Annotated in this window: 23 protein-coding genes; 4 read left to right on the top strand and 19 right to left on the bottom strand. The window is 44.3% G+C overall.

Annotated elements, in window-relative coordinates; genetic code table 11:
* The first annotated feature begins 362 nt into the window (after positions 1 to 362).
* A complete protein-coding gene (locus tag M0Q51_09255) occupies positions 363 to 1,136 on the top strand; it encodes a glycosyltransferase (protein ID MCK9400164.1) in 774 nt (257 codons plus the stop codon).
* Here M0Q51_09255 and M0Q51_09250 read toward each other — a convergent pair.
* From M0Q51_09250 to M0Q51_09160, 19 genes are all read right to left on the bottom strand, one after another.
* A complete protein-coding gene (locus M0Q51_09250; protein ID MCK9400163.1) occupies positions 1,050 to 1,502 on the bottom strand; it encodes a DUF2304 domain-containing protein in 453 nt (150 codons plus the stop codon). The genes M0Q51_09255 and M0Q51_09250 overlap by 87 nt on opposite strands.
* Before the next feature lie 4 nt (positions 1,503 to 1,506).
* Entirely contained in the window at positions 1,507 to 2,211 is a 705-nt protein-coding gene (locus tag M0Q51_09245; GenBank protein MCK9400162.1) for a glycosyltransferase family 2 protein, read from the bottom strand.
* Between the two features lie 25 nt (positions 2,212 to 2,236).
* Positions 2,237 to 4,252: a tetratricopeptide repeat protein gene (locus M0Q51_09240; protein ID MCK9400161.1), complete on the bottom strand. Its 2,016-nt coding sequence runs from the start codon at positions 4,250 to 4,252 to the stop codon at positions 2,237 to 2,239.
* Positions 4,253 to 4,335: 83 nt separating this feature from the next.
* Positions 4,336 to 5,634, bottom strand: a complete 1,299-nt coding sequence (locus M0Q51_09235; GenBank protein ID MCK9400160.1) for an AMP-binding protein — start codon at positions 5,632 to 5,634, stop codon at positions 4,336 to 4,338.
* 158 nt (positions 5,635 to 5,792) lie between these two features.
* Positions 5,793 to 7,454: a C45 family peptidase gene (locus tag M0Q51_09230; GenBank protein ID MCK9400159.1), complete on the bottom strand. Its 1,662-nt coding sequence runs from the start codon at positions 7,452 to 7,454 to the stop codon at positions 5,793 to 5,795.
* Entirely contained in the window at positions 7,447 to 8,937 is a 1,491-nt protein-coding gene (locus tag M0Q51_09225; protein MCK9400158.1) for an NAD(P)/FAD-dependent oxidoreductase, read from the bottom strand. The genes M0Q51_09230 and M0Q51_09225 overlap by 8 nt, the downstream gene beginning before the upstream one ends.
* Entirely contained in the window at positions 8,934 to 12,794 is a 3,861-nt protein-coding gene (locus M0Q51_09220; GenBank protein ID MCK9400157.1) for a 1-acyl-sn-glycerol-3-phosphate acyltransferase, read from the bottom strand. Before M0Q51_09220 ends, M0Q51_09225 begins: the two co-directional genes overlap by 4 nt.
* A gap of 55 nt (positions 12,795 to 12,849) precedes the next feature.
* Positions 12,850 to 14,034 (bottom strand): DUF2062 domain-containing protein, encoded by a 1,185-nt coding sequence (locus tag M0Q51_09215; protein ID MCK9400156.1) that lies wholly within the window; start codon positions 14,032 to 14,034, stop codon positions 12,850 to 12,852.
* Positions 14,035 to 14,061: 27 nt separating this feature from the next.
* Positions 14,062 to 14,532, bottom strand: coding sequence for a heme-binding domain-containing protein (locus M0Q51_09210; protein ID MCK9400155.1), 471 nt, complete (start codon positions 14,530 to 14,532; stop codon positions 14,062 to 14,064).
* A 32-nt stretch (positions 14,533 to 14,564) separates the two neighbouring features.
* Entirely contained in the window at positions 14,565 to 14,978 is a 414-nt protein-coding gene (locus tag M0Q51_09205; GenBank protein ID MCK9400154.1) for a heme-binding domain-containing protein, read from the bottom strand.
* A gap of 80 nt (positions 14,979 to 15,058) precedes the next feature.
* The gene (locus M0Q51_09200) at positions 15,059 to 15,421 is read right to left on the bottom strand and encodes a hypothetical protein (GenBank protein ID MCK9400153.1); all 363 of its coding nucleotides are present in this window, start codon (positions 15,419 to 15,421) and stop codon (positions 15,059 to 15,061) included.
* A gap of 106 nt (positions 15,422 to 15,527) precedes the next feature.
* Complete coding sequence (locus tag M0Q51_09195; GenBank protein MCK9400152.1) at positions 15,528 to 16,022, bottom strand: hypothetical protein; 495 nt, start codon at positions 16,020 to 16,022, stop codon at positions 15,528 to 15,530.
* The gene (locus M0Q51_09190; protein MCK9400151.1) at positions 15,985 to 16,692 is read right to left on the bottom strand and encodes an outer membrane lipoprotein carrier protein LolA; all 708 of its coding nucleotides are present in this window, start codon (positions 16,690 to 16,692) and stop codon (positions 15,985 to 15,987) included. The genes M0Q51_09195 and M0Q51_09190 overlap by 38 nt, the downstream gene beginning before the upstream one ends.
* Positions 16,693 to 16,772: 80 nt before the next feature.
* Positions 16,773 to 17,228, bottom strand: coding sequence for a DUF2141 domain-containing protein (locus tag M0Q51_09185; protein MCK9400150.1), 456 nt, complete (start codon positions 17,226 to 17,228; stop codon positions 16,773 to 16,775).
* A gap of 3 nt (positions 17,229 to 17,231) precedes the next feature.
* Positions 17,232 to 18,008 (bottom strand): polysaccharide deacetylase family protein, encoded by a 777-nt coding sequence (locus tag M0Q51_09180; GenBank protein ID MCK9400149.1) that lies wholly within the window; start codon positions 18,006 to 18,008, stop codon positions 17,232 to 17,234.
* Positions 18,002 to 19,069 carry a beta-ketoacyl synthase chain length factor gene (locus tag M0Q51_09175; protein MCK9400148.1) on the bottom strand — a complete coding sequence of 356 codons (1,068 nt, stop codon included), beginning with the start codon at positions 19,067 to 19,069 and terminating at the stop codon, positions 18,002 to 18,004. Before M0Q51_09175 ends, M0Q51_09180 begins: the two co-directional genes overlap by 7 nt.
* Before the next feature lies 1 nt (position 19,070).
* Positions 19,071 to 20,267, bottom strand: coding sequence for a beta-ketoacyl-[acyl-carrier-protein] synthase family protein (locus M0Q51_09170; GenBank protein MCK9400147.1), 1,197 nt, complete (start codon positions 20,265 to 20,267; stop codon positions 19,071 to 19,073).
* Between the two features lie 4 nt (positions 20,268 to 20,271).
* Positions 20,272 to 20,529, bottom strand: a complete 258-nt coding sequence (locus M0Q51_09165) for a phosphopantetheine-binding protein (protein ID MCK9400146.1) — start codon at positions 20,527 to 20,529, stop codon at positions 20,272 to 20,274.
* Positions 20,504 to 21,211: a hypothetical protein gene (locus M0Q51_09160; GenBank protein MCK9400145.1), complete on the bottom strand. Its 708-nt coding sequence runs from the start codon at positions 21,209 to 21,211 to the stop codon at positions 20,504 to 20,506. Before M0Q51_09160 ends, M0Q51_09165 begins: the two co-directional genes overlap by 26 nt.
* An 88-nt stretch (positions 21,212 to 21,299) precedes the next feature.
* Between M0Q51_09160 and M0Q51_09155 the strand changes: the two genes are divergently transcribed.
* The 3 genes from M0Q51_09155 (at position 21,300) to M0Q51_09145 (ending at position 25,718) form a co-directional block, all read left to right on the top strand.
* On the top strand, positions 21,300 to 22,781 hold the full coding sequence (locus tag M0Q51_09155) for a hypothetical protein (protein ID MCK9400144.1): 1,482 nt from the start codon (positions 21,300 to 21,302) through the stop codon (positions 22,779 to 22,781).
* Positions 22,782 to 23,054: 273 nt separating this feature from the next.
* Positions 23,055 to 24,311, top strand: a complete 1,257-nt coding sequence (locus M0Q51_09150) for an ATP-binding protein (GenBank protein ID MCK9400143.1) — start codon at positions 23,055 to 23,057, stop codon at positions 24,309 to 24,311.
* A 270-nt stretch (positions 24,312 to 24,581) separates the two neighbouring features.
* Entirely contained in the window at positions 24,582 to 25,718 is a 1,137-nt protein-coding gene (locus M0Q51_09145) for an ATP-binding protein (protein MCK9400142.1), read from the top strand.
* The last annotated feature ends 48 nt before the right edge of the window (positions 25,719 to 25,766 follow it).

Genomic DNA, 25,766 nt, shown 5'->3' with positions numbered 1-25,766 from the left:
GTTTTTTGCAGAACACGTTCTTATATTTCCACAATAAGAAAACAGGGGTATAATATTCTTGATTCAATACAACTGGCTATTGACGGTAACCCTGTAGATTTTCTGTTAGCTACCGCTGAACAGTAACAAGTATTCTATAATTAACCCCACCTGTTAGATAGAAATCAAGTCTTATAAATCTCATATATCAAGATTCAATTTATTCTTATTCATCAATCAGTATTTACTCAAAATTAAAAATTTAATCGTTCTTCTTTTCAATATCATTTATTTATATTCCGTACTTATTACAAAGGTTGATTGTGTATGTTTTCCTGTTTTGAAGTTATCTTTGCATGAAGTTTCAACCTTTAAACCATCCAATGAAAATTTCTGTGATAATACCTTCATATAACCAAGCCGGTTATATTAAAAAAACTCTTCAAAGTATATTGGACCAAGTGATTGATCATGGCTTGGAGGTGATTGTGATAGATGGGGGATCAACGGATGGTACGCGGGAGATATTGGCTGATTATGGCCGGATAATATGGGTAAGCGAGAAAGATAAAGGCCAGGCTGATGCCGTCAATAAGGGTGTCCGTATGGCGTCAGGGCAGATCATCGGCTGGCTGAATTCGGATGATATATACCTTCCGGGCGCATTGCAAACCGTGGCAGATTATTTCCGTGATCATCCGGAATGCGGTTGGGTTTACGGCCGATGCCGCATCATCGACAGCTCAGGAGAGGAAAGATGGAAATGGATTACACGTTATAAGAACGCCCGGTTGAAGAAATTTTCTGTTGAAAAACTTTTACGGGAGAATTTTATCTCCCAGCCGGCGGTTTTTTTCCGGAAAGAGCTCTTTGAAAAAGCCGGTCACCTTGATTTGTCACTGAAATATGCAATGGATTATGATTTGTGGCTTCGGTTCACAAGGATCTCCCCGGCTGGAGTCATCAACCATGAACTGGCGAGCTTTCGTAGGCATGGGTCTTCAAAAAGTGAAACAGGATTCAGGGGTCAGTTTTTCGAACAGTATGCTGTTGCCAGGAAATATAATCCGTCATTTTTTGACCGGGCGCTTCACCGGTTCAATATTTTCAAGATTATCACCTCTTACCGGATTCTTGGCTGGTTTTCCCGTTTTTAATGATTCTATTTCATCTTTTAGAAGGGCCATTTCCTGGGCCAGGATTTTATTTTTCTCCGAAAGTTTGGAAATGTTGATAGAGAATTCAATCAGAATCAGGAAGATCGCCAGCATGAGGATCAGGAAAAGAGCAGCGGGTGGGTAGGCGATACCCATCAACTTTGCGAAATACTCCAACCCATGCCGCCAGATGGAAAGAACAATGAAAACGAAGCTAGAAGAAAGCCACATCAATGAATATTCTTCTTTGATCTTCTTTTTCCTGACTAAATAGAAAATGTACAAAAACAGGCTGACACTCACGAAGATGGCAATGTATTGCGTCTTTTGGACACTGCTGCCTATCGTACTTATTTCTTCATTCATGATATTAAATTTTTGACCTGATGGCCGACATAAACATAGCAAGCATGACCTTGATCATATAATAGGGGCCTTTTGTCAGAGGGATGGAAGAAACGCCACCCTTTCGTTCATGCATCTGGGTAAAGGTTTCCTTGATGTTAAAACCGTTTTTTCCAAGCAGGATGACTACTTCAGGTTCAGGATAATCACTGGGGTAATGATCGGCAAGAAAATGAACGGCTTTGCGGTTATAAGCCCTAAAACCCGAAGTGTGATCGGTGATATGCTGTTGGATGAGCAGGTAAGAGAACCATTCGAAGATCCTTATCCCAATTCTCCTTATAGACGAAGATTTGAAACCGTCGTGCTTCCGGTTGAACCTGGAACCGATGGCCACATCTGCCTCATCATTCATTACAATTTCCAGGAGTTTATGGATTTCTTCGGCGCTGTGCTGCCCGTCGCCGTCGAACTGAAGTGCAAAATCATAATCTTTATTTCTGGCATAAAGGAAACCGGTCTGAACGCATCCACCGATCCCTAAATTAAAGGGCAGGTTAATTACTTCTGCATGGCCGGTTTCCCTGGCAATGGCGCTGGTATTATCGGTTGAGGCATCATTGATCACCAGGATGTCCCAATCCCTGTTTTCTGTGTATAGTTTATGAATGACCTGACCTATGTTGTCTTTTTCGTTGTAAGCGGGAACGATGATCAGGATCTTTTTCATTTTTAAAACAGAACACGAAGTGAGATTACTTACAATATAGCTGGATATAATGTTCAGCACTTTTATAACCTTTTGATGCAGCAACCGTCCAGTCCTCGCAGGCCCCTTTCAGATCACTCAGACCGTTCAGTTTGGCATATCCCCTGTTATAATATGCCTGTCCGAAGTCGGAATTCATCTGGATGCTCAGGTCAAAATTATTAACTGCTTCCTGGTATTTTCCAAGGCTAAGGAGTGAAACACCTTTGCCGTTATAAAACAAATGGTTCTTTGGGTCGAGTCTGATGGCGAAGTCAATATCTGCAATTGCTCCTTCATGGTCTTTCATCCCCGCTTTGGTCAGGCCCCGGTTAAAATAAGCCAGGGGGTATTTCGGATCTATTTCGAGGGCGATATTATAGTCTTCTATCGCGGAACTGTATTGGCCCTTTCTCCTTTTGGCGTTTCCCCGGTTATAATAAACTGCCGAAGATCTGTTACCCACCTGAATGGACTGGTCATAATCCTTTATGGCATCCGATAATTGATTCATGGCAGCATTGGCAATCCCCCGGTTATAATAAGCAGTCATGTAATTCGGGTCAAGCTGGATGGCCTTGTTGTAATCCTTCAAAGCACCTTTCAGGTCACCGGTTTCTTTTTTTACATTTCCACTGCCATTGTAGGCCAGGGGAAAATTAGGATTACATTCAATGGAAGTGTTATAGCACTTCAGGGCATTTTCAGGATCTTTTTCCAGTGTATAATAAGAAGCCAGCCAATACCATGCCCTCTCCCTTTTTGGGTCTTTTGTAGTACTATCCGACCAAAGAGTATAGATGTTTTTCCATACCTTGTTGCGGTTAAAGGATGCACCCATGTAAACCAGGGTAAGGATCGACAAGACGATGACGGGATAAATCTGTTTTTTCCTGCCCAGGAAGTAAAATGCCAGGTAACTGAAAGCGAACCCGATACCGAAGACGGCCATATACATCCTGTGCTCGAAGATGACATCGCGGATAGGGATGATGGTTGATTCGATGGATAAAGTCAGGTAGAACCAGAAAATAGCAAAGGCAGGTATCAGCCAGTTTTTACGGAACAGGAACACCCCCAGGGCGATGGTTCCAAGCAGGAGAGCCAGGCTGAGCAGATCTTTATATCCCCACAAAGATATGGATATCGTCCAGTAATAATCGAGGTGCTGGTTTATGGGCAGGAAAAGCAATTGCCAGTACTTGACCATGACACGGAATTGCGTGAAGAGGTATTCCGACCGGCTGATTTTATCGTATTCTGACGGCAGACCGTTCAGGATAATCCCTAACAGGATAATCCCCCCGACGACGCAAGAAATGGTTGTCAAGAACCTGCGGTCGATCTTTTCCTGCTGGTCACGGATAAACAGGATTTCGACAAGGATAAAAGCCAGCGGGAAAGTAGCCGCGTTTTGCTTGGAGAGGAATCCAAGGGCTCCGGCAGCAATGGCGCCTGCATAATACGCGTATGACTTCCAGGCTTTAGCTCTCGCAGGTTCCAGGTGTGCATTCCGGCCCCTGATGTATAGCAAAACCGACCACATGTAGAATAAACCGGCCATAACCGTCATACGCTGCGTAATATATGTTACGGCCTGGGTCTGGATCGGGTGTGCAACGAAGATCATTGAAGAAAACAGCGCGATGAGAACCTTATAATCCTGGATGGTCCGGTTTTTCCGGAATACAGGAAGGGACAGGATCTCGAACGTGAGTAAAAACGCTATTAAACCAGCCAGGATATGGAACAGGAGGTTGACTACATGGTATCCGGCAACATCCAGCTCATTGAGTTTATAATTCACCGCCAGTGTAAAGAATGACAGAGGCCTGTCATTGATCGCTTTCCAGTGGGAAAATTTTAAAACATTATCAAAGTTTTTAATCTTGCTACCTTCTACAATATGATAACCATCATCAAATTGAAAGGCATTATTAAAAGAATTGGCATAAGCAATAATCCCGATAATGGTTATCAGGATAATAGCATACTTCTTTATCAAAGGTTGGATTGATGCCATGATAGTATGAAAGGTTTATTTTGGCTAAGCTGCTTACAGGAGCCAAAAGTACGAAAATTAAGATAAAAGGTAATTGGCTTGTGTTATTTGTGATTATTTCTTTTATCGATGAACTTGACTGACTTTCTGCCCCCTTCAGGATGTAGTGTTTTCTCAATCTGGTCTACCGGTTCAAAATTGATCTGTGGGGCAACCCTGAGTTTTGCCCTGAAGTGATCCTTAATTTCTTTTTCCAGGTTTTCAGTAATCTGGTGACTCCCGATATGGATCAGGATTTGATCGGTGCCGATCGCATTGGTATAAACTTCAACATAATAATTTACAATGCTTTCCGTGTTATCGAGGATGTCATAAAGTACCGGTGGGTATAGGGTTGTGCCCTTGTATTTGATCATTTGTTGTTTTCTGCCCAGCACGGGGCCTAAACGCATGGTGGTCCGGCCGCAACGGCAGGGCTCCTGGTAATGATAACAGACATCGCCGGTTTTAAAACGGAGTAGCGGCATGCCTTCCACGCCGAGTGTCGTTACGGTGACTTCCCCGGCCTCATCTTCTTTAACGGGCTGATCATTTTCATCCAGGAATTCCACGATGATCAGTTCGGGGTGATGATGCCCGCCTGCGCCATAGCGGCATTCGGTGAAGGCCGTGCACATTTCCGTGGAGGCGTAAGTCGAATATAGATGGATGTCCCACTTTTCCCTGATCTTACTACAGAGCGTGGTGAGGGAAAAGTCGGGATTACGCAGGGGCTCGCCGATACAAATGGCTTTGCGGATGCTGGAGGAGCGGTAAGCAATCCCATGCTCTTCGGCATATTCAATGAGTCTCAGGATGAATGAAGGAACGGTGATGAATGCATTGGGCTTAAAACGGCGGATGGTATCCCATTGCAGCTCCGGCATCCCGTTACCAACGCGGATGATGCCCGCACCGAGCTTTCTTACCCCAAGGAAATAAGCCAATCCTGCCATAAACCTGCGGTCGATGGTAGTCATGAGCTGGTAGGTGTCATTTTCGTTGCCATCGGCGATGGCAAAGGAGATGCTTTCGTTATAAGCCAGGCGGTCGAGGTCGCGGTCGGTCATTGAAAAAGTGACCGGATCGCCAAGGGTACCGGAAGTGGTGATATAATCGATGATCTTATTTCGTGGCACGCAGATGAAGGCTTCATTTTGCTGCTGGAGGTCATCTTTGGTGGTAACCGGAATATGCTGCAGATCTTCAAGGTGTTGGATTTTGGAGATGTCGATGTGGTTCTTGCGGAACATCTCCTGGTAAAAACCGGATTTTTCCTGGAGATAGATGAGTTGCTCCTTAAGTTTTTCTTCCTGGAAGGTTTTGATTTCGGCTGAGGGTTTTGTTTCGATTGGTGGGAGCATTGCAGGTTTTTTAATGGCACACGGATGACACGGATGTTACGGATTTACGCGGATAAAGGTAATAAAATCCGAAATTCATTGAGGATGTTCGCATGGACGATGGACGATTTTTCATTTGCTGACTGTCCAACTGCCAACTGTCAACTGCCGACTTCTCCCTACCTCCCAAGCTTCCGATCCGCCGCCGAAGGCGCCTCTTTTTCCAATGCCTCCCTGTAATATTCAGTAGCTTTCTGACCATTTCCCTGGCCGTTGAAATAATTCCCGAGGATGCGGTAGGTTTGGAAATACTCCGGATTATACAGCACCAGCGAGTCGGTATCGCCTTCACGGTATTCTCCCTGTTCTATCTTGTGGCTGAGGGATCTGTATTTTAACAGGCATTGGTAAGTTTTAGAAGATAGGAGGCTGTCGTCGGGGATTGTAGTTGTGTTATGATTGCTAATAAGTTTCGCAGAGTTCCGCAGAGGATTCTGGATATATCCCGTATCATGATAAAAGATTGAATCCAGGTCATAGCACCAATATTCACCTGACTGGTAGGGCGGCCCTGCGATCCAAAGCATTTTTTCTTCCGGTTTAAAGATGATAGAATGATGGGCAATGAACTGGTTGACGGCCTTCTCGTTCGCCAGGCCGATGTCTTTATTATTAAGGCCCTTATAATCTCTTAATATCCTGGCAGCAATGGTTGGATCAACCGGCGGGTTTGATGAAAGCAGCTCATTCACACGCTTGTAACGGTAAACCGAAGTCTCATTTGCCATGTTTTCAACATTCAGGGGATCGGTGAGGAAAGTGTCCGACTGAAAATGATTGGTTACGATGAGAAAATTCGTGTCAGGATCAAAGAGGGCAATCTTTTCCGGAGATTTTTCGATGACCACGGCTTTATGGTCTGCCGCCGATCCGATAAGGAAAGATTCTGCCACAAAAATCTGCCTTTTTTGAGCTATAGCATAGGCTTCCGCAATATTGGAGGCATACTGCAGGATTTCCCTGGCCAGCAGCGAAACCGGGGTTTTAGCACTGTATGGGATGGATGATTTGGCCGAATTCAGCGTCACCGTCAGCCCTTTTTCATTCATCCCGGAAACCACGCCTGCGAACCCTGCCCAGGTAACCATAGCAAGGCTGTATCCACTGTCAGGCCGGATGAAACACAGGATCTTATCTTTAGCAAACTCATCGTTTATGTAGAAATCGAAGTTCCTGCCCAGGATGAGGCTGCTATCGGCCGAATGAGCGTCCCAGGCGCCAAAGGCGGTGCAGGCTAACAGGTTCATGTTCTGGACGGCATGACCTATGTCGTGGGCTGCATGGTAGTTGAGCATACGAGCGTAGGCCGGGCCCATAAAATCAAAATCGGGCGAGGCAAATCGTGAAATACCAAATATTTCCTGCTGAAATTCCGGAAGTACATATTCATCCAGGTCCCTGTTAAAAAACCTGACGAATCCCAGCATGAATTCCTGGTAAAATTTTGTAGGGACGAGTTCCTCCAGCCGGCCTAAAAATGCCCTTTCCTGTTCTTTCATCAACTCCTTTGTCAGCAGGCCATGGGCATAGCCGATCTCATACGGGCTACCCTCAAGGTACATCTCCCACCACCCTTCACGGGCTTTCCGAAGCCAGCCATGTTCGCAGGCAAACTCATCCGGACCGGCACTGATCCGCTCCATAGAAGACTTCTGTGCATTGGAAATTTCAGGTTCTGTTACATTTGTAGATATCCGGTAATAAAGATAAAATGCCAGTATAATAGCCAATAATCCTGCCAGCAGGTAAAGAAGTATCCTTATAAATCTTCTTTTAAGCATGGATGATCTTTCTGACCAGGTTTTTAAAGCCGATGAATTCAGAACAGGTTATAAAAGCGGAAGTTATTGTTCCCAGGATACCATGAATATTCAGGTTTTGACCTGTAAAATAAAGGTTGGGGATTTTTGTCTGAGGCAATACAATCGACCTGGCCGGGTTTTCACAATCTTTCAGGATGCCATACCCGCTTCCTTCGGGGGTGCCGGTAAAATCTTTGAAAGTAAGAGGAGTGGAAACGTAATATTTTTCGATCCCGCTTCTTATGCCCGGATATCGTTTTTCAACTGCATCCAGCAGTTTTTCTGCCTTCCTTTCCCTGAAATCATAATAATCCTGCCCCCTTTGATCCGGTGCCAACCCATCCCATTTGCGGCATTCATCATTCTTCATGAACGAAATTATGCTTGCTGTCCGGGTAAACTTCTGGTCTTCATCATAAAAAGGGATGTAGATCACGTATGAATGCGGCCAGCGTTCTTCAGGCAGCTCATCATTAAAATAATCGTCATGATAATATTGGAAGAGATTGTAATTCAGATAGGGGAAAAAGTCTTCTTTAAAAACAAGATAAAGGGTGAAAAATCCTGCTGTGTTTTCAAGGCTTTCAATACGCTTGCGATAGCCAGTGCGGATCTTTTCCAGCCCGGTCAGTTGCAGGGTCGCGGCTGGGTGCATGTTGGAAATAAATTGCCTGCCATAGTATATTCTTCCATCTTTTAAAATAACGCTGTCAATGTGATTATTATCCATGGAAAAACCGGTGACGGGCGCATCAGTAACAATCGTCCCGCCTGCGGCTGAAAAGGCCTGGAGCAGGACGTCCGTAAGGTGATCGCTTCCGCCTGAGACTTTCCAGGCGCTGCTTACAAAAGAATTGCGTATGCAGGAGTGCATATAGAGCGGAGTCCGGCGGGCAGCGCCGTGGTAAACACTGTTGGCGCCTGCCAGCACATGCTGTAACCGATGATTCTGTGTGATGCTTTTAAGATACGACATCGTACAGCGATTTAACCGGGATAGCTCGAGATTGAAAGAATCTGCATTTTCCAGGTCATAAAGGGGAATGCTCCTGATAGATTCCTGGACAGTCGCAACATATCCATCGATGGCTGCTTTCTCTTCCGGGAATTGCCCTGTCAATGAATCCTTAAAATGGTCCCACCCCTGGGCAAGGTTATAATATGTTTCCTCATCTCCGAATACGATCCGGTCGTAACCCTCTATATCCAGTTTTTTTAATTTCAGGTCCCGGATGATACCGAGATATTTGAAGAAACGATGCAGGGTTTGCCCCTCATCCATGCTGCCGATATAATGCAACCCGGTACTGAACTTATATCCATCGCGTTTGAAGGTCTGAAGATTGCCACCGGCCTGGTGGTTCTTTTCAAGAATACAGACCGAATACCCTTCCTTGGCCAGGATGATCCCGCTGACCAACCCGCCGATACCACTACCGATAATAATAAAGTCAAAGTTCATTTCTTCCTCCCGATAAACACAATATTCGATGTCATTTTCGTTTCATCAATCACCTCCACGTCCAAATCATAACGGGAAAGGATTTCCGATATTTTTGCCCTGCTGGTGAAATACAGTTTGTTCCTGTCTTCGTGTGTCTGGTTAAAGTCTATCCGCGTGCTGAAAAATTCCGATAAGCGGGTGCCGGCGTGTTTCCGGCCCATCTGACAGTCGGCATCACGGATGATCAGGATGCCATTTCCATCCAGGTTTTCGATGCAACGAATAATCAGCTTTTCCTGCTCTTCTTCCGGGAAATAGTGAAGCACATCTGCCAGTATGAAAGCCCTGCTTTTTGGAATAGCCATCTCGAGCGCATCTCCGCAAATAAATCTCAGCCGTTCATTTTTCGCAGGACAGTTATTGGCTACCTCAATTTTTTCCCGGTCATAATCAATGCCCGTAATCCTTCTTCCTTCCGACAGAAAGCTCAGCATATAATCCATGAAACCATACCCGCAGCCTATATCGGTAATATGTCCTTCTTTTGGTAAATGAAGGTGGAACATTTCATAATTCTTTTCAAGGCGTATTTTCACCTTGAGATACCATTCGAGAATGGGTCCTTTGTAAAGATAGTTCTTGATCAGTTTTTCCCTGAAATAGGCCGGATTTTCTGCTGTTTCAGCGACTTTATGGTATTCAGCCGACATATAATGGCGGATTGCCCTGGACCTTTCCAGCAGGCTTTCGCCAAACCGCTTATCATCAGGTCTTATCCGTGGCAGAAATTTTATTATGGCACTGCCCGCCTTCAGAAAATACTCCCCTTTGGTCATGACAGGCCCTGACCCGTGGATGATCACCGGCAAAATATCGATACCCAGCTCCTGGGCCAGGTAAAAGGCCCCTTTGTGGAAACGCTGTAAATGTGTATCAGGGGAGCGGGTTCCTTCAGGGAAGATGAGGATTGAGTAACCCTCCGCGACATTCTTCCGGAGTTTCCCGGTAAGGGACTCCATCCCGTCTGAGATCGCGAAAAACTCTGCCATTTTGACCAATGACCCATACAGCCTGCTTTGCTGGACCCGGTCGTTGGTCAGTACCAGCAGCCTTGGATGAAGCATCAGGATCAGCGCAATGTCGATATGCGATTGGTGATTGGCAATCAGCATGGCAGGTTTCTTAAAATCCTCACCTTCAGGCTTGATTATTTGTTTCGGCGATAGAAAATTCGCGTAGATCAGGAACCGGGATGAGATCATCAATCCGTAATGAAACCAGTCTTTAATTTGCTTGTTTTTCAAACGAAAAATTTTGAAAAAGACAAGGCCGAATATCATGATTAAAATACTGGTTGTAACAAAGATGGTCAGGGATAGAATGGCAAAAAGGAAATCCTTCAGGGTTACCGGCACCGGTCTTTTGCTTTCTTCCAGGTAAACCAGCCATTTAAACAGGATTGGTTCCAGGCTCCATGTGACAAACCATACCGAGACAATGCCGATAATGGCCGCGTATGCCATCGTTCTGAGCGCGGGGTGCACTGCCAGGACCAGCACCCCGAGACCGATCAGCGTGGTAGTAGCATCCATCAGCACCGAAGTGCGGTAGGAATTCGTGTCAGCATGACCATACTTATACTTTTGAAGCATCCCCTGGATGGAAAAAATAGCATAATCGACACCAAGGCCAAAGACAAAAGAAGTGATGATCAGGTTGAAGATGTTGAGCTTCATGCCGAATAGCCCCATTATCCCCAAGGTCCAGATCCAGCTGATGAACATGGGAATGAAGGTGATCAGTGCCAGTTCGATCCGGCCGTATGAGATCAGCAAAACAAAGAAAACGATCAGCAGGGATACGATCACCAGCTTATTGAAGTCTTCATTCAAAATATCCATGAAGGTACTCGTCAGGAACTGCTTGTCGAATATAAAAGAGGCTTCTTCTCCTTTAAGCGCCTCATAAATAAGGGGCTTGTCCTCCTGCCGGACTTTAAGGACCGTAGTGACTGTAGCCATTTGTTGCCCTTCGGAAATATAGGGATCGAGAAACAGTCTGGTCAGGCCGGGCAACTCATCCGGACCGGCTGGTATAAAATCTTTATCAAGCCAATAAAAAAAGCCTTCAAATCCTGATACTTTAAAGCCATTTTGAACGGCAGCCTGCGTCAGCCTTTCTCTCAGCATAGCTTTCTTTTCCGGTGTCCAGTAATCATTCCAGCGTGTAATCCGGGTTTGCTGAACATTGGCGGGCACTGCGAGAGAAGTGACGGAAGCGAATTTTTTGACAAGCCCCCGGTCTTTCAACTGTTTTACCCGTTCGAGGAACTTTGAAGTATGAGACAGCGCTTCATCCAGGTTTTCTCCCCGCGTAACAACAAATACCGACCGTAACGTGTACTGGCTGATTTTTTCAAGGGTGGCTTCCGCGTTTTGAATCTCCTGCGGCATATAACTCATCCCGGTCAGGTCACTTTCAAAAGAAACCCGGCGGGAAGTGAAAAAGAATACAACGGTCAGCAGCAGGATGATGATGGTCACCAGGCGATGTTTTTCGATAGGATAGGCGGCCAGTTTCAGGATAGACCGGTTCACCAGGTTTTCGCTGGTCCGTTCCCATTTTATTTTTTTTGTAAGATGAGGCAGGAAGATCAGGGTTAGCAGACCTGCGGCCAGAATGCTGAAACCGGCGAACAACCCGAGGTCACGAACGGCTTCCGACCGTACCAGCAGCAGGGTGAAGAAATCCCCGGACGAGATGATGCTACTCATCACAATAGGCAGGGCGATCTCTTTCAGCACATTTCGTGGTTCCTTCATTTCCCTGAGATGGTTCAGGTAATGAATGGTATAGGCAATTGCAATACCCAGCAAGACTGCGCCAAATCCAAGGGAGATGGCCGATATTTCCCGGTTCATCAGCGACAGCGCCGCTACCGAGATGCCGGCGCTCATCAGGGTCGTGACAACGATAGCTGGGATCACCCTGAAGTGGCCGAAATAGAAACCGATGAACAGGATCAACAGGACGACGGCCAGGCTCATGGTTAGTATGATATCGCGTTTGAGCTGGCCGGCATTGGCCACTGAAACAGCTAAGGTGCCGAAATAGCCGGCTTTAATCTTTTCGTGATTATGTTGGTTAATTATTTGAAAAATACTGCCAAGTTTTTTCAGGAGGACTCCATTTTTATTGGTTTCGGTCGATTTCTGCGCAGGTGTGAGGAACATCACAAGGTATTTCAGGTCGCCGGAAAAAATATAACCGTCCAGGGTACGGTAACTTTCATCAAGTTTGAAAGATTCCAGTTTTTTTAAGGCGATACCGGTAAAGCCAAGCGGATCGTTAAGTAAAATGTCCCTTGTTACCATCCCGGCCGGGGAGACCAGGTTTTTGTAAGCAGAACGTACAGCATGATCAATGGAAGGTGTTGTGGTCAGGGAATCGAGCAGGAGGTAGTCATGGTCATCCAGGAAAATGGGAAGGTGTTGATGGAATTCTTTATAAATCCCCTGGACTGAGGCATCGTCGACCCGTTCACGCAGGTTGCTCACCAGGCCGGGCATCAGGGCGGACCGTACCGAGTCGGCCAGTTCACCGGCAAAAGAGATCAGATCTTCCGGAGGAATATTAACCGCAGTATCGGCAGGACCGATGAAGATAACCAGTTCATCTGCGAAAGCTGATTGGTTGACAACCTCAAGGTACTGATCAACTTTTTCATTATGCGGCAGGACCTTGGAAATATCTTCCGCTATTTTCAACCGCAATGCAAACCATATTATGACTGTCAGGGTCAGCCCCAGGAACAGGAAGAAGACCAGCCTCCGTCGGGTGAAGAAGTCATATATGATGGTGAAAAAGAGGTTCATGTTCTCCCGGATGACAGGTTTATATACTGAATTAATTTTATTTATCTAGGTTGGCTCACACAGGTTTTTGTTTTCGCCTGAAGACCGTAAGCACCAGCCAGGTTATAAGCCCGGCCAGGATGCCGACGGCCGCGCCGAAAACCAAAGCGCCAACGATATATTGCAAAAAGTTTTTCTTTACGAATTCAAAGGTAATCCCTGATTCGAAATTAATGTCCTGGTTATTGTTAAAAACCAGGCCTCCCGTTAAATAGCTCGCAAAGAGGATAAAAGGGATCAACGGTGGAATGCTGATGTTGGCAGCCACCAAAGTGATGGCTTTATTCAGCTTCAGCATGATGGCCAATGCCAGGGCGATGGCCATCTGCCAGCCCCACACCGGCGCGATGCCCATAAAAACGCCTAAAGCAATGGATGCCGATTTTTTAAAGTTCGATTCTTCCGGGCTGACGAGGTGCTTCCTGATCAGTTCTCTGAATCCATCCCGGCTCATTCTCCTGATCATCATCCTCGGCCGGAAGAAAAGCAGGGCGAGGATGACAAGGCACGTATTCAGCAGGCTTATCCGGGCAAAATCGGTAAACGGACGGAAATGGGATACCCGTTCTTTTTTTGGAGGATATATCACGCTGACAGGCACGGAAGTGATTGAAATACCTTTCCACGCCGATCTGACCAGCACTTCGATCTCGAACTCAAAACGGTTGGTCAGGAAGTGGGTTTTTTCGAGGCGCTTCACTGGATAAAGACGGTATCCCGACTGGGTATCCGGAAGTCTGAAGCCTGTTTCCACCCAGGTCCAGAAGTTGGAAAAACGGTTGCCAAAAGTAGTACCGCCTGGAATTCCAGCCTGTTCAAGGTTGCGGGAACCTATGATCAATACTCCCGGCTCTTTCTCTATCTTTTCAATGAACTTCGCAAGATCTTCAGGAAGGTGCTGACCGTCCGAGTCGATGGTGATGGCATAACTGAAACCCTGTTTCAGTGCTTCTTTGAAACCCTGGCGAATAGCAAAGCCTTTGCCTTTGTTTTTTTTAAGATGAATGGTGAAAAGGCTGGGGTAATTCAATAAAATTTGGCGGGTTTTATCAGTCGAGCCATCATTCACCACTATAACCTGATCGGTGAATGCCAGGATTCCCCGTATAATTGTTTCGAGGGACCGGGCATTATTATAGGTCGGGATGATGACACAGCATCCCGGCGTTTTAAAGTTCTGATATAGGATCGGGTCAGGCATAATTAAAACGCCGGGAGGCTGGTATAATTATTCTTTTTTGCCCATCACCTGCTCGGACGCTTGTTCGGTCCACTGGCAGATCTCTTCGAGCTCTTTTTCGTTTATTATAGCCTTGCTGTGCATGAAAACATAGCCTTTTACCGGCATTTCACCGGCTGTGATCTCATCGCAGATTTTAGTCAGGAGTTTGATCTGTTCTTTCCGGTCGTAATTTGCCCATTCTGAAAAGTTCAGGTGTTCTTTTCCTACACGTATATGTTTTGCCATCAACCAGGAAACAGGGGCAATATTGTTATAAAAAGGATAGACAGTCTTATTGGAATGACAGTCATAGCAGGCATTCACGATTTTTTTCTTAACAGCTGTCGGTATTTCCAGTTTAAAAACGATATCGTTTTGTGGATTTATCAGGTTGTCGTTCTTTGCAGGCGGAAAGAACTGGATAACGATAAAAATAAAGATGACCGCAGCTATGATGATGATCCAGGCTTTCTTCATAGTTTAATAGGTTAAATGGTCGGTTTGATGGCTTAATTGTTCATGAGCTTGGCTGATTCTTCAGTAACCCATTTGCTGATAATGTCTTTCTGTTCTTGTCCCGGGGCGCGGTCAGGGTAGTTGTTCACATATTTCTTTGGGGGCATGTCGCCTTTAGTAACCATATCTTTGATGTCTTGCATTTTTCCAACTTTTTTTGCATCCGACATATCATTCCATTTAGAGAAGTTAACCTTCATCCTGGCTTTGGCGTTGGAAGAGGCATCGCTATGACAATCGAAACATGATGTTTCCAGCACCTTGGCCACATTTTCGGGAAATGCCGGTGCAACTTTTTCCTGCGGATTAACGCGATCCGTGGAAGGATTTCCGGCCGGATAAGTAAAGGCTATTATAGCTAAAACGGCGGCAAATAATACAATGCCGGAGAAGATTAGTTTTTTCATAGTTTTCATATATTTAATGATTCAACTTTAGGTTAACGCGGACAAATTTAATTAAAATTGACTTTATCCAGGTTATCTTTTTACGGTTGAAGCCTGATTCCCCTGAGTTTCGCGAAAATTATTCCACCGGCAGAGAAACTCATGTCAACTTTAAACCTGCCATCACCCTCTTCAAAGATCGAGCCATCTGTCGCGATTAATGGATGCTGCAAAGGGTCAATCACTTGCAGGAACTTGATCACCGAGGCCTCTTTCACGGTCAGGTCCTTGCCTGTGAGCTGAGAGGCAACTGCTGCCGAAATTTCAACAAGTACTACGCCCGGGACGATGGGTTTTCCCGGGAAGTGGCCGGAGAAGACCGGGTGGGCCGGATTAAAAGTGATTTGGGCGCTGAAAGAGCTTTCGCTGGCAGTCAGCCGAGCTATGAAGAAGAGATCTGTCATTGGTTAGTGGTCATTGGGTAGTCATTGGGTTGTTATAAAGTGGTCATAAAGTAGTCATTTGTTGCTTAATTCGAGTATCATATATCGAGTACCCTTGTTTCGTATATTATTTGGTTTTTAATTCCAAAATAAACCCACTGCGTAATTTTACCATCAGGATGTTTTCATCTTTAGCCGGAAGCTGGGAAGCTGGGAAGCTGGGATTTGTTTTGTCTGTAAAAACCATCTGTAGGCTTCTCTCTAAATTTTTTATAAATATTTTATGGTCGAGGTTGAGAGCGATGTTCTTAACTACGAGCTTTTTACGTTTTGATGAGTTCTCAAGAGTCCCTTCAACGTAAGTCATGCCTAACTCATTGAAAAAGGCGATTTTATAATTCCCGTCCCATGCATTTTTTATCAACAAAAGCCCCGTCAGTTCTCTTTCCTGGTAAATCACCTTTGCCTTAAGGGTTATTTTTTCAAAAGAACCGGTAAAAATTGATTCACTGAACCTGCCCGTTTGATCACCTGATAAATAAATCCTTGATGAACGGCAGGAAACTGAAGCCATTAAGACGAGGCTAATCCAGGCGAAATATCTCAGCAGGGATAGTTTCATTCAGCTTTTTATTGCGGAAAGTGATCTGGGTGAAATCGCCCGACCGTTCAAACATCTTCAGTTCTTCGACCGTAAAATCCAGCTTGCTTACCTTCAGCTCGATGCGCATCAGGTAATCCTTCATGGTGGTTCCGATGGGAATTAGTTCAGCCAGGTAGTGTCCGGTTGCTTCGGACCAGGTCGTGGTGAATTGGGAACTATTAAGCAAGGTACCGTTCACCATGCCGGTCATCACATCGCTGATCTCCAAAAACATACGGTTCGATCCGGCTTCGAAATCCTTGCTCCTTCCCTCATCGATAATACGTAACCTGTCGTAGTTCAAAATTATAGCATAGGTAAACGGCTCGGTATATTCCCACCTCAATTGCTTGTCTTTTTTGAAATAAAACTTACCGGACGAGACTACTTTTTCCTCCAGGAAGCTCATTTCTTTTACCTGGGTGAAATCAGCCGTTAACGTATTGGTTTTTGAAGATGTTAGGTTTATTTGCTCTATAACTTTTGAAGGGTCTTTTACGGGTGTTTCTTTGACCTCTTGTGAAAATAAAGTCAGAGGTAAATCAAATAAAAGAAATATTAAAAAAGCAGTTAACGATTTTATAAATTTTTTTTGCCACCAAAGCACCAAAACACGATATTGCACGGAAGTTGTTATACTGATTGCCATTTTTGTGAGATTTAGTGTTTTTGTGTTTTTGTGGCTTTTATTATTTTTTTTAGTTTCCTGAGTTATTCCAATAATTAATCTTACTTATTTTCAGAATCTTTCCTTTGATTTGGAGCAGGATGATAAATCATTTTAATCACGATAGTATCGTTACGGCTTAAATCAAAAGCTGCCTGCTCAAACTTCGGCTTTCCGGGAACTTTCGGATTGTTCGAAAACCCGTAGCCTTCCCTCGGTATGCCGATCTCGTTGGCATCCATCATCCCGTTCAGGTTCTCATCATGGTAGATGGCAATCGCATAACGACCTTCAGGGACTTTGTCGAAGAAAACGGTTTCCGTTTCAGCATTCACGCCGATTTTTGTTTTCATCAAAGCACTGTCGGCAAATTGAAAATATTCCGGCCGCTGGTGAAGGCTGATATAAAGATCGCCTTTCAGCGGTTTCAGACCTGTGACGGTGACCACCAGCCGGTGCTTTCCGCCTTGCTGCGGCAACAGAAATATCAACGAAATAAAGAATACAAGTAATCGCATCTTTTAATTTTTATAAGCTTCAACACCAAACATTTCATCAAGCCCAACGAACCGGTAGCCTTCTTCTTTTGCCATTATAATAACTTTTTCCAGCGCCTCCGGTGTAATATTTTGCGTGTCATGCATCAGGATTACAGCGCCGGGATGGAGTTTTCCAATTACACGTCCTGCAATTTTTTCAGCATCCTTTATGGCCGTGTCAAAACTCCTTACCGACCAACCGATAACCTTATATCCAAGTTTCTTCACAACTTTCGCCAGGGTTGGATTGGTAACCCCATATGGTGGCCTGAACAATAATGGCTTTTTACCTGTTGCTTTCATTATAATCTCTTCTGTCTTCAGCAAATCCTGTTCCATCTTTCCTCTCAGATAAAGATCGAAAAAGAAAGCATGGTCGTAAGAATGCAGACTTATCAGATGCCCTTTGGTCATGATCAGCTGTATCATATCAACCTGTTTTTCCGCTTTCTTCCCGATGATAAAAAAAGTCGCCGGGATATTATTCTTTTCCAGGATGGCCAGAACCTTTGGCGTTATAATCTCATCCGGGCCATCGTCGAAAGTCAGCGCCAGAACTTTTTCAGGTTTCGTTCCTCTGCATAATGCCCTCAAATAAAAGTTGGAACCTATATTGAATGAGCCTGCAATGAGCATTAGCAAATAGACAACTGTTAAGAGCAAGAAGATCCACCAGAGATGAGGTTGAAAGATCATCAGCAGTATTACCACGGCTGCAAGAATGATAATCAAAATGCTTGCAGAGCGTAAGTTTAACATGATGAGACCAGGATGAGGGAGTGGTAGATATTTTTATAGTGGTTATAAATCATGATATTTCTGATCTTGCCGGGTTTTGGAGTCTCATTCAGCCTTATAATGCCAGGGATTTTCTGGTTTTTCAAGATACGGGCGCCCAACCAAAGGGCGAAGGACGATGCCAGGTAATGCTCGCCGCAAAGATGTTTATACCAAGTCATGGTTGATTTTCCTTCAAAATAACCGGTAACAGGCTCATAGATGGCATCTGATGCCGGATCGCCGTTCAGACCGAGGATGACCAGGTCGATGTCGGCTATGTTCAGTTTGTGGGCAGCGAGGAAATCTTCGATATGATTCACTGCAATAGTTTGATTCTCCGGGTTAAACCGCGTGGATAATCCACGGATTTGGCCGTAGTTTTGGGGACTTTCCTCCCTGGACAGCAGGAAAAAAGATGCTCCTTCGCCGGCAATGGTGCCGGGTGTTTTATTTTTAAGCAGGTCAAGGTTGCTGATTGGGCCTTTTTTCCAGAATCCCATGCTGTCGGTGATAATGAAATGCGCCTCGGTCATTTCTTCGATACCTCCGAGAAGCACCTTGTCGGAGGGCCTTTCGGAAAGACACATCAGGCTGTCGAGCAGTGCATTTTCCAGTGAAACGGGGCCGTGCACATAAGTCAGGTTATACTTGTTACAACCAAGCATTACGGCAATATGGGCACCGACAGTATTATGGGTCGATTGGATAAAAGCGGTCGGGTTGAGCAGTTTCTCGCCATTGTCAAGGATTCCGTTCAGGAATTTTTCAGTCTCTTCCATCATGCCCAGGCCGGTGCCGGTGATGATCGCATCGGGTTGTTCCACTTCAGCGTCATGAAGGCACATACCGGCGGCCGTGACGCCCATCTTGAGCAACCGGCTCATTCGGCGCAACTGGATCGGTTTGATGTAATTTTTATAATCGGGTTCTATTGATTGCAGCCTGGCCGTGTTGTATTCACGGACATCTTCCAGGAAAGCGCTGTTGTCGAACGTTGGCTGTGGTGAGATATTTCCTATGCCCCGGATGAATGCTTCCATATCAACAAGCTGAGAATATGAGTGTTGAATCGTTGCCGCCGAAACCGAAAGAGTTGCTGAGTACGTGCCGGAGGTTCTTTCCTGTAATCATCTCTTTCAAAGGCTCAAAATGCAATTCATCCATTTTTTCGTGGAAGTTCAGGTTGGGAAATACCATCTGATTTTTGATGGAAAGGATGGAGATTACTGCTTCGACGGCCGCTGCAGCGCCTAGTGTATGTCCGGTAAATGGTTTGGTTGATGAAACCAGCGGAATATGCTGCCCGAATATTCTCTCAATCGCGATCCCTTCGGTGAGGTCATTGTTATCAGTTCCTGTTCCGTGGGCGTTGATATATTGAATGTCCGCAGGCTTCAGCCTGCCGGAATCCAGCGCCTGCGACATCGACAGGTAAGGTCCAAATCCGTCGGGGGATGAGGCGGTCTGGTGGTAAGCGTCGTTGGCATTGGCATAACCGCTGAGTTCACATAAGGGGATCCTGCCGTCAAGGGCTTTTTCCGATTCGAGGACGAGGAAAGCGGCTCCTTCGCCAAGGTTCAGCCCCATCCGGTTCTTGTCGAACGGCCGGCAAGGCTGCTTGTCGAGAATCATCAATGTGTGGAACCCGTTGAGGGTAAATTTCGACATGGCATCGGTACCGCCGGCAAGCACACGGTCGAGCAGGCCATGGCGGATCAGCCTGGCACCGAACATGATTGAGTTGGCTGATGAAGAACATGCCGTGCTGATGGTGCTGACCATATCGCGAAAGCCTAAGCGGACGGCGATTTTTTCCGTGCTGTCGCCGCAGTCATGTGTCAGGACAAAATTGTTATAAGGCGCTCCAAGGTGGTAGTTCCGGTAATTGATCTCGGTCTTGTCCATTCCTCCGACGGTGCTGGCAGAAATGACCCCTGTGCGGAAATTATTGTCTTTTGGGTCGATACCTGCATTTTTAACGGCTTCTCCGGCGGCGATGAGGCCCAGCAGGGCGGTGCGTGGGAACATATCCGGGTCGCTGATCCCGGCCAGGGCGCCCAGCTCCTTGTTAGTCAGTTTGATCTCGCCCACCGGGAGGGTATCGCGGTGGATAGAATCAAGGATAGAAAGATGGCTGATGCCTGATCGGGTGGCCCGAAGGGATGCAAAGGTTTCGCCGGTGTTTTTCCCGATGGCACAGATGATCCCGATGCCGGTGACAAAAACCCTTTCTGCCATCAGCTTACTTTTTTTGGTGCTCGAGGATGAAGTTAGCCATGGTGCGGACTGAGGTGAATATCTTACGCCCTTCCTTAGGATCTTCGATCTTGATGCTATAATTTTTTTCGAGGAGAACGATCAGTTCCAGTGCGTCGATGGAATCCAGTCCCAGCCCGTCGCCGAAAAGAGGGGCATCCACGTCAATGTCTTCAGGTTTAATATCCTCAAGGTTTAAAACCTCAATAATCTCTTTTTTAAGCTTTTCCGTCAGTTCTTCCATCCAATAAAACCTCTTTAAAGATTCGTTCAATATTTGAGGGGTCAAAGATAATGATTTCCTCTGGTTCTATATATGTTTTTGCCATTTCTTCATTTTCTATCAGCATCAGGCACGACGACAGCCTGTCGTGGTAAGATTCAACCCAACCGGCTATGCAACAACTAACTCTCTTCCGTGAAAAAAGTTCATCGACCAGCTGAAAAATAGTCTGGACATCCGGCTTTTCCCTGATAATAACAGCATTTTCTCCTTTGATCTTATGCCTGATGGCAATTTCCCCGGCCATGATATTGGGGAGGGTGTAAACAAAGACCGACGGGCTGGGGAAATAATTCCCGCGGTCGTTGATGCTTTCCTGGTGTTTCTCATCAGTTTCAAGGGAAGAAGTAGAATTTAGCAGGATCATGCCAATCTCTTCCGAAGGGTACCGGGTGGTCACATTCATATCTCTCAGCAGGATCTCGGCAGAGAGGAATGCCAGCTTGCTCAGGGGATCCATTTTGAAAAACTTGGGATATTGGATATAAAGATGGCGATAGAGTGTCTTCAGCAGGTTTTTCTTATCTGAATCCGGGTTTTTGAGCAGGATGGTTTTATTAACGGATACCTGTTCCGGGTTGATCGAGCAGTAACGGGTGATGATCATGATGGTTTCTCCATGAATAACGGGGCGAATGTACAAAAAAAGAGGGTTGGAGACCCGAGGGTTGGAAACCCTGTTTCATTTTAAATGTATATTTGTTTATCCATTTTAATGAGAAATTAAACTCATGAAAATAAGAGTAATCATCATGTTTTTCACCCTTGTCTGCTTCTCAAATCACCTCCTGGCGCAAAACAAGGACGGCGCTGTCCACATGCCCTACACGATGGATTACCCTTATATTAAAATTTCCGGTGTGACCATTACCGGGAATAAACTCACCAGAGACCGGATCATTGCCAGGGAACTGGATTTTAAAATCGGCGATAGCCTGGCGACTTATGAGAAAGACAGAAAGTTGGATTTGAGAAGGAAACGGTTTGCCATGGGCGATTCAAGCGAACTTAAGTTAAGACTGGGGTATAGCAGGGAAAATATCATCAATACCAAGTTGTTCCTGACTACCGATCTGTCGCTTGAAAAAATTGAAGGTAACAACTACAAATTGCACGTTGATGTCAATGAACGCCACTATTGGTGGTTGTTTCCTGAAATAAAACTGAATGAACCCAACTTTAACGAATGGCTGCGTGATCCGGATTGGTCATCTTTAAGTATGGGCCTCTTCTTCAGCCATAATAACCTCTGGGGGCTGAGCCACCAGGGTTCGGTAACGTTTTTTTTTGGCAAATCTTATTCATTCGGTCTGGGATATTATATTCCATGGATCGGTAAAGGTCAGAAAGTTGGAATGAGGACAGGTGCCGTTTACCAGAATATGTATTCGGTGGAATATGCCTCCCGTGATAATAAACGGGAGATGATTTATGCCAGCAACAGCATGCAGGATGTGAAGTTCAACCTTACATTTACTTTCAGGCCCGGGCTATACAATTATTCCACACTAAAACTAAGCGGGGAATGGGTCAGGGTCTCCGACTCCCTGTTCAGCCTTGATACCAATTTCCTGGCCGGTAACAAGAAATCTAATACTTCGCTGAGCCTTTACGCTGATTATTATTATGATTCGAGGAACAGTCATTCTTATCCGCTAAAAGGTAATTTATTAAGGGTTTTTATCGATAAGCAAGGATTGGGCATTATTTCCAGGGATGTGGATATATTTTACTATGGAATTGATTTTCATTTCTACCAGACTGTGAGCCGGAAGTTTTATATTGCCGAGATGGTCAAAGCGGTCAATTCATCCGGGGAGAACTATCCTTATTATTACCAGCAGAATATGACTTACAAAAAGGATTTCATCCGGGGGTATGATCTTTATACGCTCAAAGGTGACCAGATGTATTATTTCAGAAGTAATGTCAAATACGAGCTGGTAAAACCAAATGTGAGAAAAGTAAAGCCGGGGCAGGAAAAAACCAAGTTCAAATCATTGCAGTACGCCTTTTACCTGAATGCCTTCGGAGATTGCGGATATGTGGCGAATAAATTTTCCAGCGGAAATCCTTATGACAACAAAATGTTATTCAGCTGGGGATTAGGGCTCGATTTTGTCAGTTACTACGATCTTGTCATCCGGCTTGAATATGCCTTTACTTCAATAGGCACCAATGGGTTCTTTATCGCGTTTGGGATGCCGATTTAGACGAAAGGGCAAAATTCATGCTTCTATTAGTGCCCTCATCAGCTATCCACAATTCATTTCAAGCCTCCTTGCCTGAATAAGTAAGCTTCCCTCTCCGCTTCCTCTGTGCCTCCTCTGAGTTCTCTGTGGTTAAATTTTAAAAACCGCAGAGAACTCAGAGAAGACACGGAGATTTAAAAATCATCAATAGAAAAAATTCAATCTCTTAATTTATTTTACTAATTATTAATTAGTGATATTTATTAATTTTGCTAATTGCTAATTAGTAGTAAAATGAACAAAGAAGAAATAAAAAAAGTAATTGTTGCTCAGAATGAGGTAACTAAGAGTATCAATTTCATTCAGCGGGACAAGACAATATCCTTAGAAGGCGGGTATAATGATCCTTTTATTCAGATTGTCTCAGGCATCAGGAGGTGTGGAAAATCCACCCTGGTTCAGCATATCAGGGAAAATAACCCAGAGAAGAACTATAGTATCAATTTTGATGATAATCGCCTGGTTGGTTTTTCAAATGATGATTTTGAAAAACTAAATGAAGCTTTTCACGAATTGTACGAACCCGAAAATACATACTATTTCAATGAAATTCAAAATGTTGATGGATGGGAAAGATTTGTAAGGCGCTTGTATAACGAGGGCAATAAAATATATATCACCGGTTCCAATGCTACCATGCTAAGCAAAGAACTCGGCACCCATCTTACAGGGAGAAATATTCAGACCGAGTTGTTTCCATTTTCATTCAATGAATATTTGCGATTTAAAGGAATTCAACTTGAAAAAAACGATTTCTATTCTGCGGAAAAATCAACCCAATTGAAAAAAGCTTTCAGAAATTATATTTTGAATGGGGGGTTTCCGGAATTCCTACAAACATCCCATCTCCAGTATCTTAAGAACCTGTATGAAAATATTATATACAAAGACGTGATTGCAAGGTACAATATCAGAAATGTCAAGACAATCACAGAGATGATTCATTTTCTGATAAGCAATATCTCAAAGGAGATCAGCTATAATGGTTTGAAAAATGTATTTGGTTTGTCAAATGCCATCTCGGTAAAAGAATATATCAGTTATTTTGAAAATGCATATTTGATATTCTCCATCAATAAATTTGACTTCTCCTTAAAAAAACAACTTGCAAATCCAAAAAAAATATATTCCATCGATACCGGACTGGCGAATTCTGTATCTTTTCAATTCAGTGACAACTTCGGACGGCAATTGGAGAACGTTGTTTTTCTTCAACTAAAAAGAAAGGGACACGAAATTTATTATCACAAAAACAAGCAGGAATGTGATTTCATCATCCGGGAAAACGGGAAGATAATAAATGCCTTTCAGGTTTGCCAGTCCATTGAAAATTCAGACACCAAAAGCAGGGAAATAAATGGTTTGTTGGAAGCTATGCAGCAATATGATCTTACCAACGGATTGATCATAACAGAAGACGAAGAAGAGATAATAAAGCTCAATGAATGTACTATTCAGGTTATACCTGTTTGGAAGTGGTTGTTGGGATGAGAGGTTAAAAAATCGTAGGCTCAATATAATGGTACTACGAAAAATAGAAGATCATCGTCGCTCTAACCGAAACAGACAGGATTATGAAAGAGATTGATAAGATTGAGATTGAATGATTCTCTTTCTGCCTCAAGCCTCCTTGCCTGATTAGTAAGTTCCCTTCTCTGCATCCTCTGTGCCTCCTCTGAGTTCTCTGCGGTTAAAATTTACCGTAAAAATATCGGTTTAATCCGACATAAATATGTATATTTGTCGGTTATAACCACTAATATGATAAAAAGAAAACTGGAAGAGCTGATTACCGGCAGATTATTTACAGGTAAAACAATCCTTTTACTTGGCCCGAGGCAGGTTGGCAAAACCACACTGATGAGCAGCATTCAACAAAACCACGGGGGTAAAAGCCTGTGGTTAAATGCTGACAATCCGGAAGACAGGGCGCTTTTGAACGGCATCAACTCTTCACGGGCAAAAGAACTTTTCCAGCCGGAGATGCTTGTGATTATTGATGAAGCCCAAAGACTTGAAAATTCAGGATTAACATTGAAGATCATACACGACAATTGCCCTGATACACAATTGGCTGCAACAGGTTCAAGCTCTTTTGAACTCACGGATAAGATAAAAGAATCCCTTACAGGAAGAAAGTGGACGTTTAAACTTTACCCAATATCATTGGAAGAACTGGCTGATTATAAGAATAAACTTGAGCTGGTCCGATCGTTGGAAACCCGTATGATATATGGTTCTTACCCGGAGGTGATCAATCGTGCCGGTAGTGAAAAAGAAGTTCTGTCTGAATTAATTTCAGATTATTTATATAAGGATGTTTTTGCGCTCAGGGAAGTCAGGAGACCTGAAATATTGGAAAAATTGGTTAAAGCACTGGCCTTTCAGCTGGGGAACCAGGTTTCAAACCGGGAATTGGCTATTCTTGTTCAAGCCGATAAGGAAACCGTTGAAAGGTATATCTATCTGTTAGAAGAGGCCTTTATCATTTTCCGTTTGACTTCTTTTTCGGGCAACCTGAGGAGTGAACTCAAACGATCGAAGAAAATTTATTTTTATGACAATGGCATCAGGAATGCTGTCATCAACCAGTTCAGTCACTTGTTATTACGTAATGATACAGGAGCATTGTGGGAGAATTTGATGATATCAGAGCGATTAAAAAATAATGAATACCACAGACTTTTTCGAAACGTATATTTCTGGCGTACAAACCGGCAGCAAGAGATCGATTATATTGAAGAATATGACGGTAAACTTCACGCATTTGAGTTTAAATGGAAGGAGACCGGCAAAGTCAGGGGTACGACGGCATTTATAACTGCATATCCCGGTGCTGAAATAAATATCATTCACAAAGATAATTTCCTGGGATTTATCCAGAACCGGTCGTCGTAAGAAGTCAGGATTGCTTTTAACCATTAAGGAGGAGAATCATAGTATAAA

The organism is Bacteroidales bacterium (assembly GCA_023229505.1).
In the GTDB taxonomy this organism is placed as follows: Bacteria; Bacteroidota; Bacteroidia; order Bacteroidales; family JAGOPY01; genus JAGOPY01.
The sequence above is the reverse complement of the archived record's forward strand: the minus strand, read 5'-3'. Positions and strand labels throughout refer to the sequence as shown.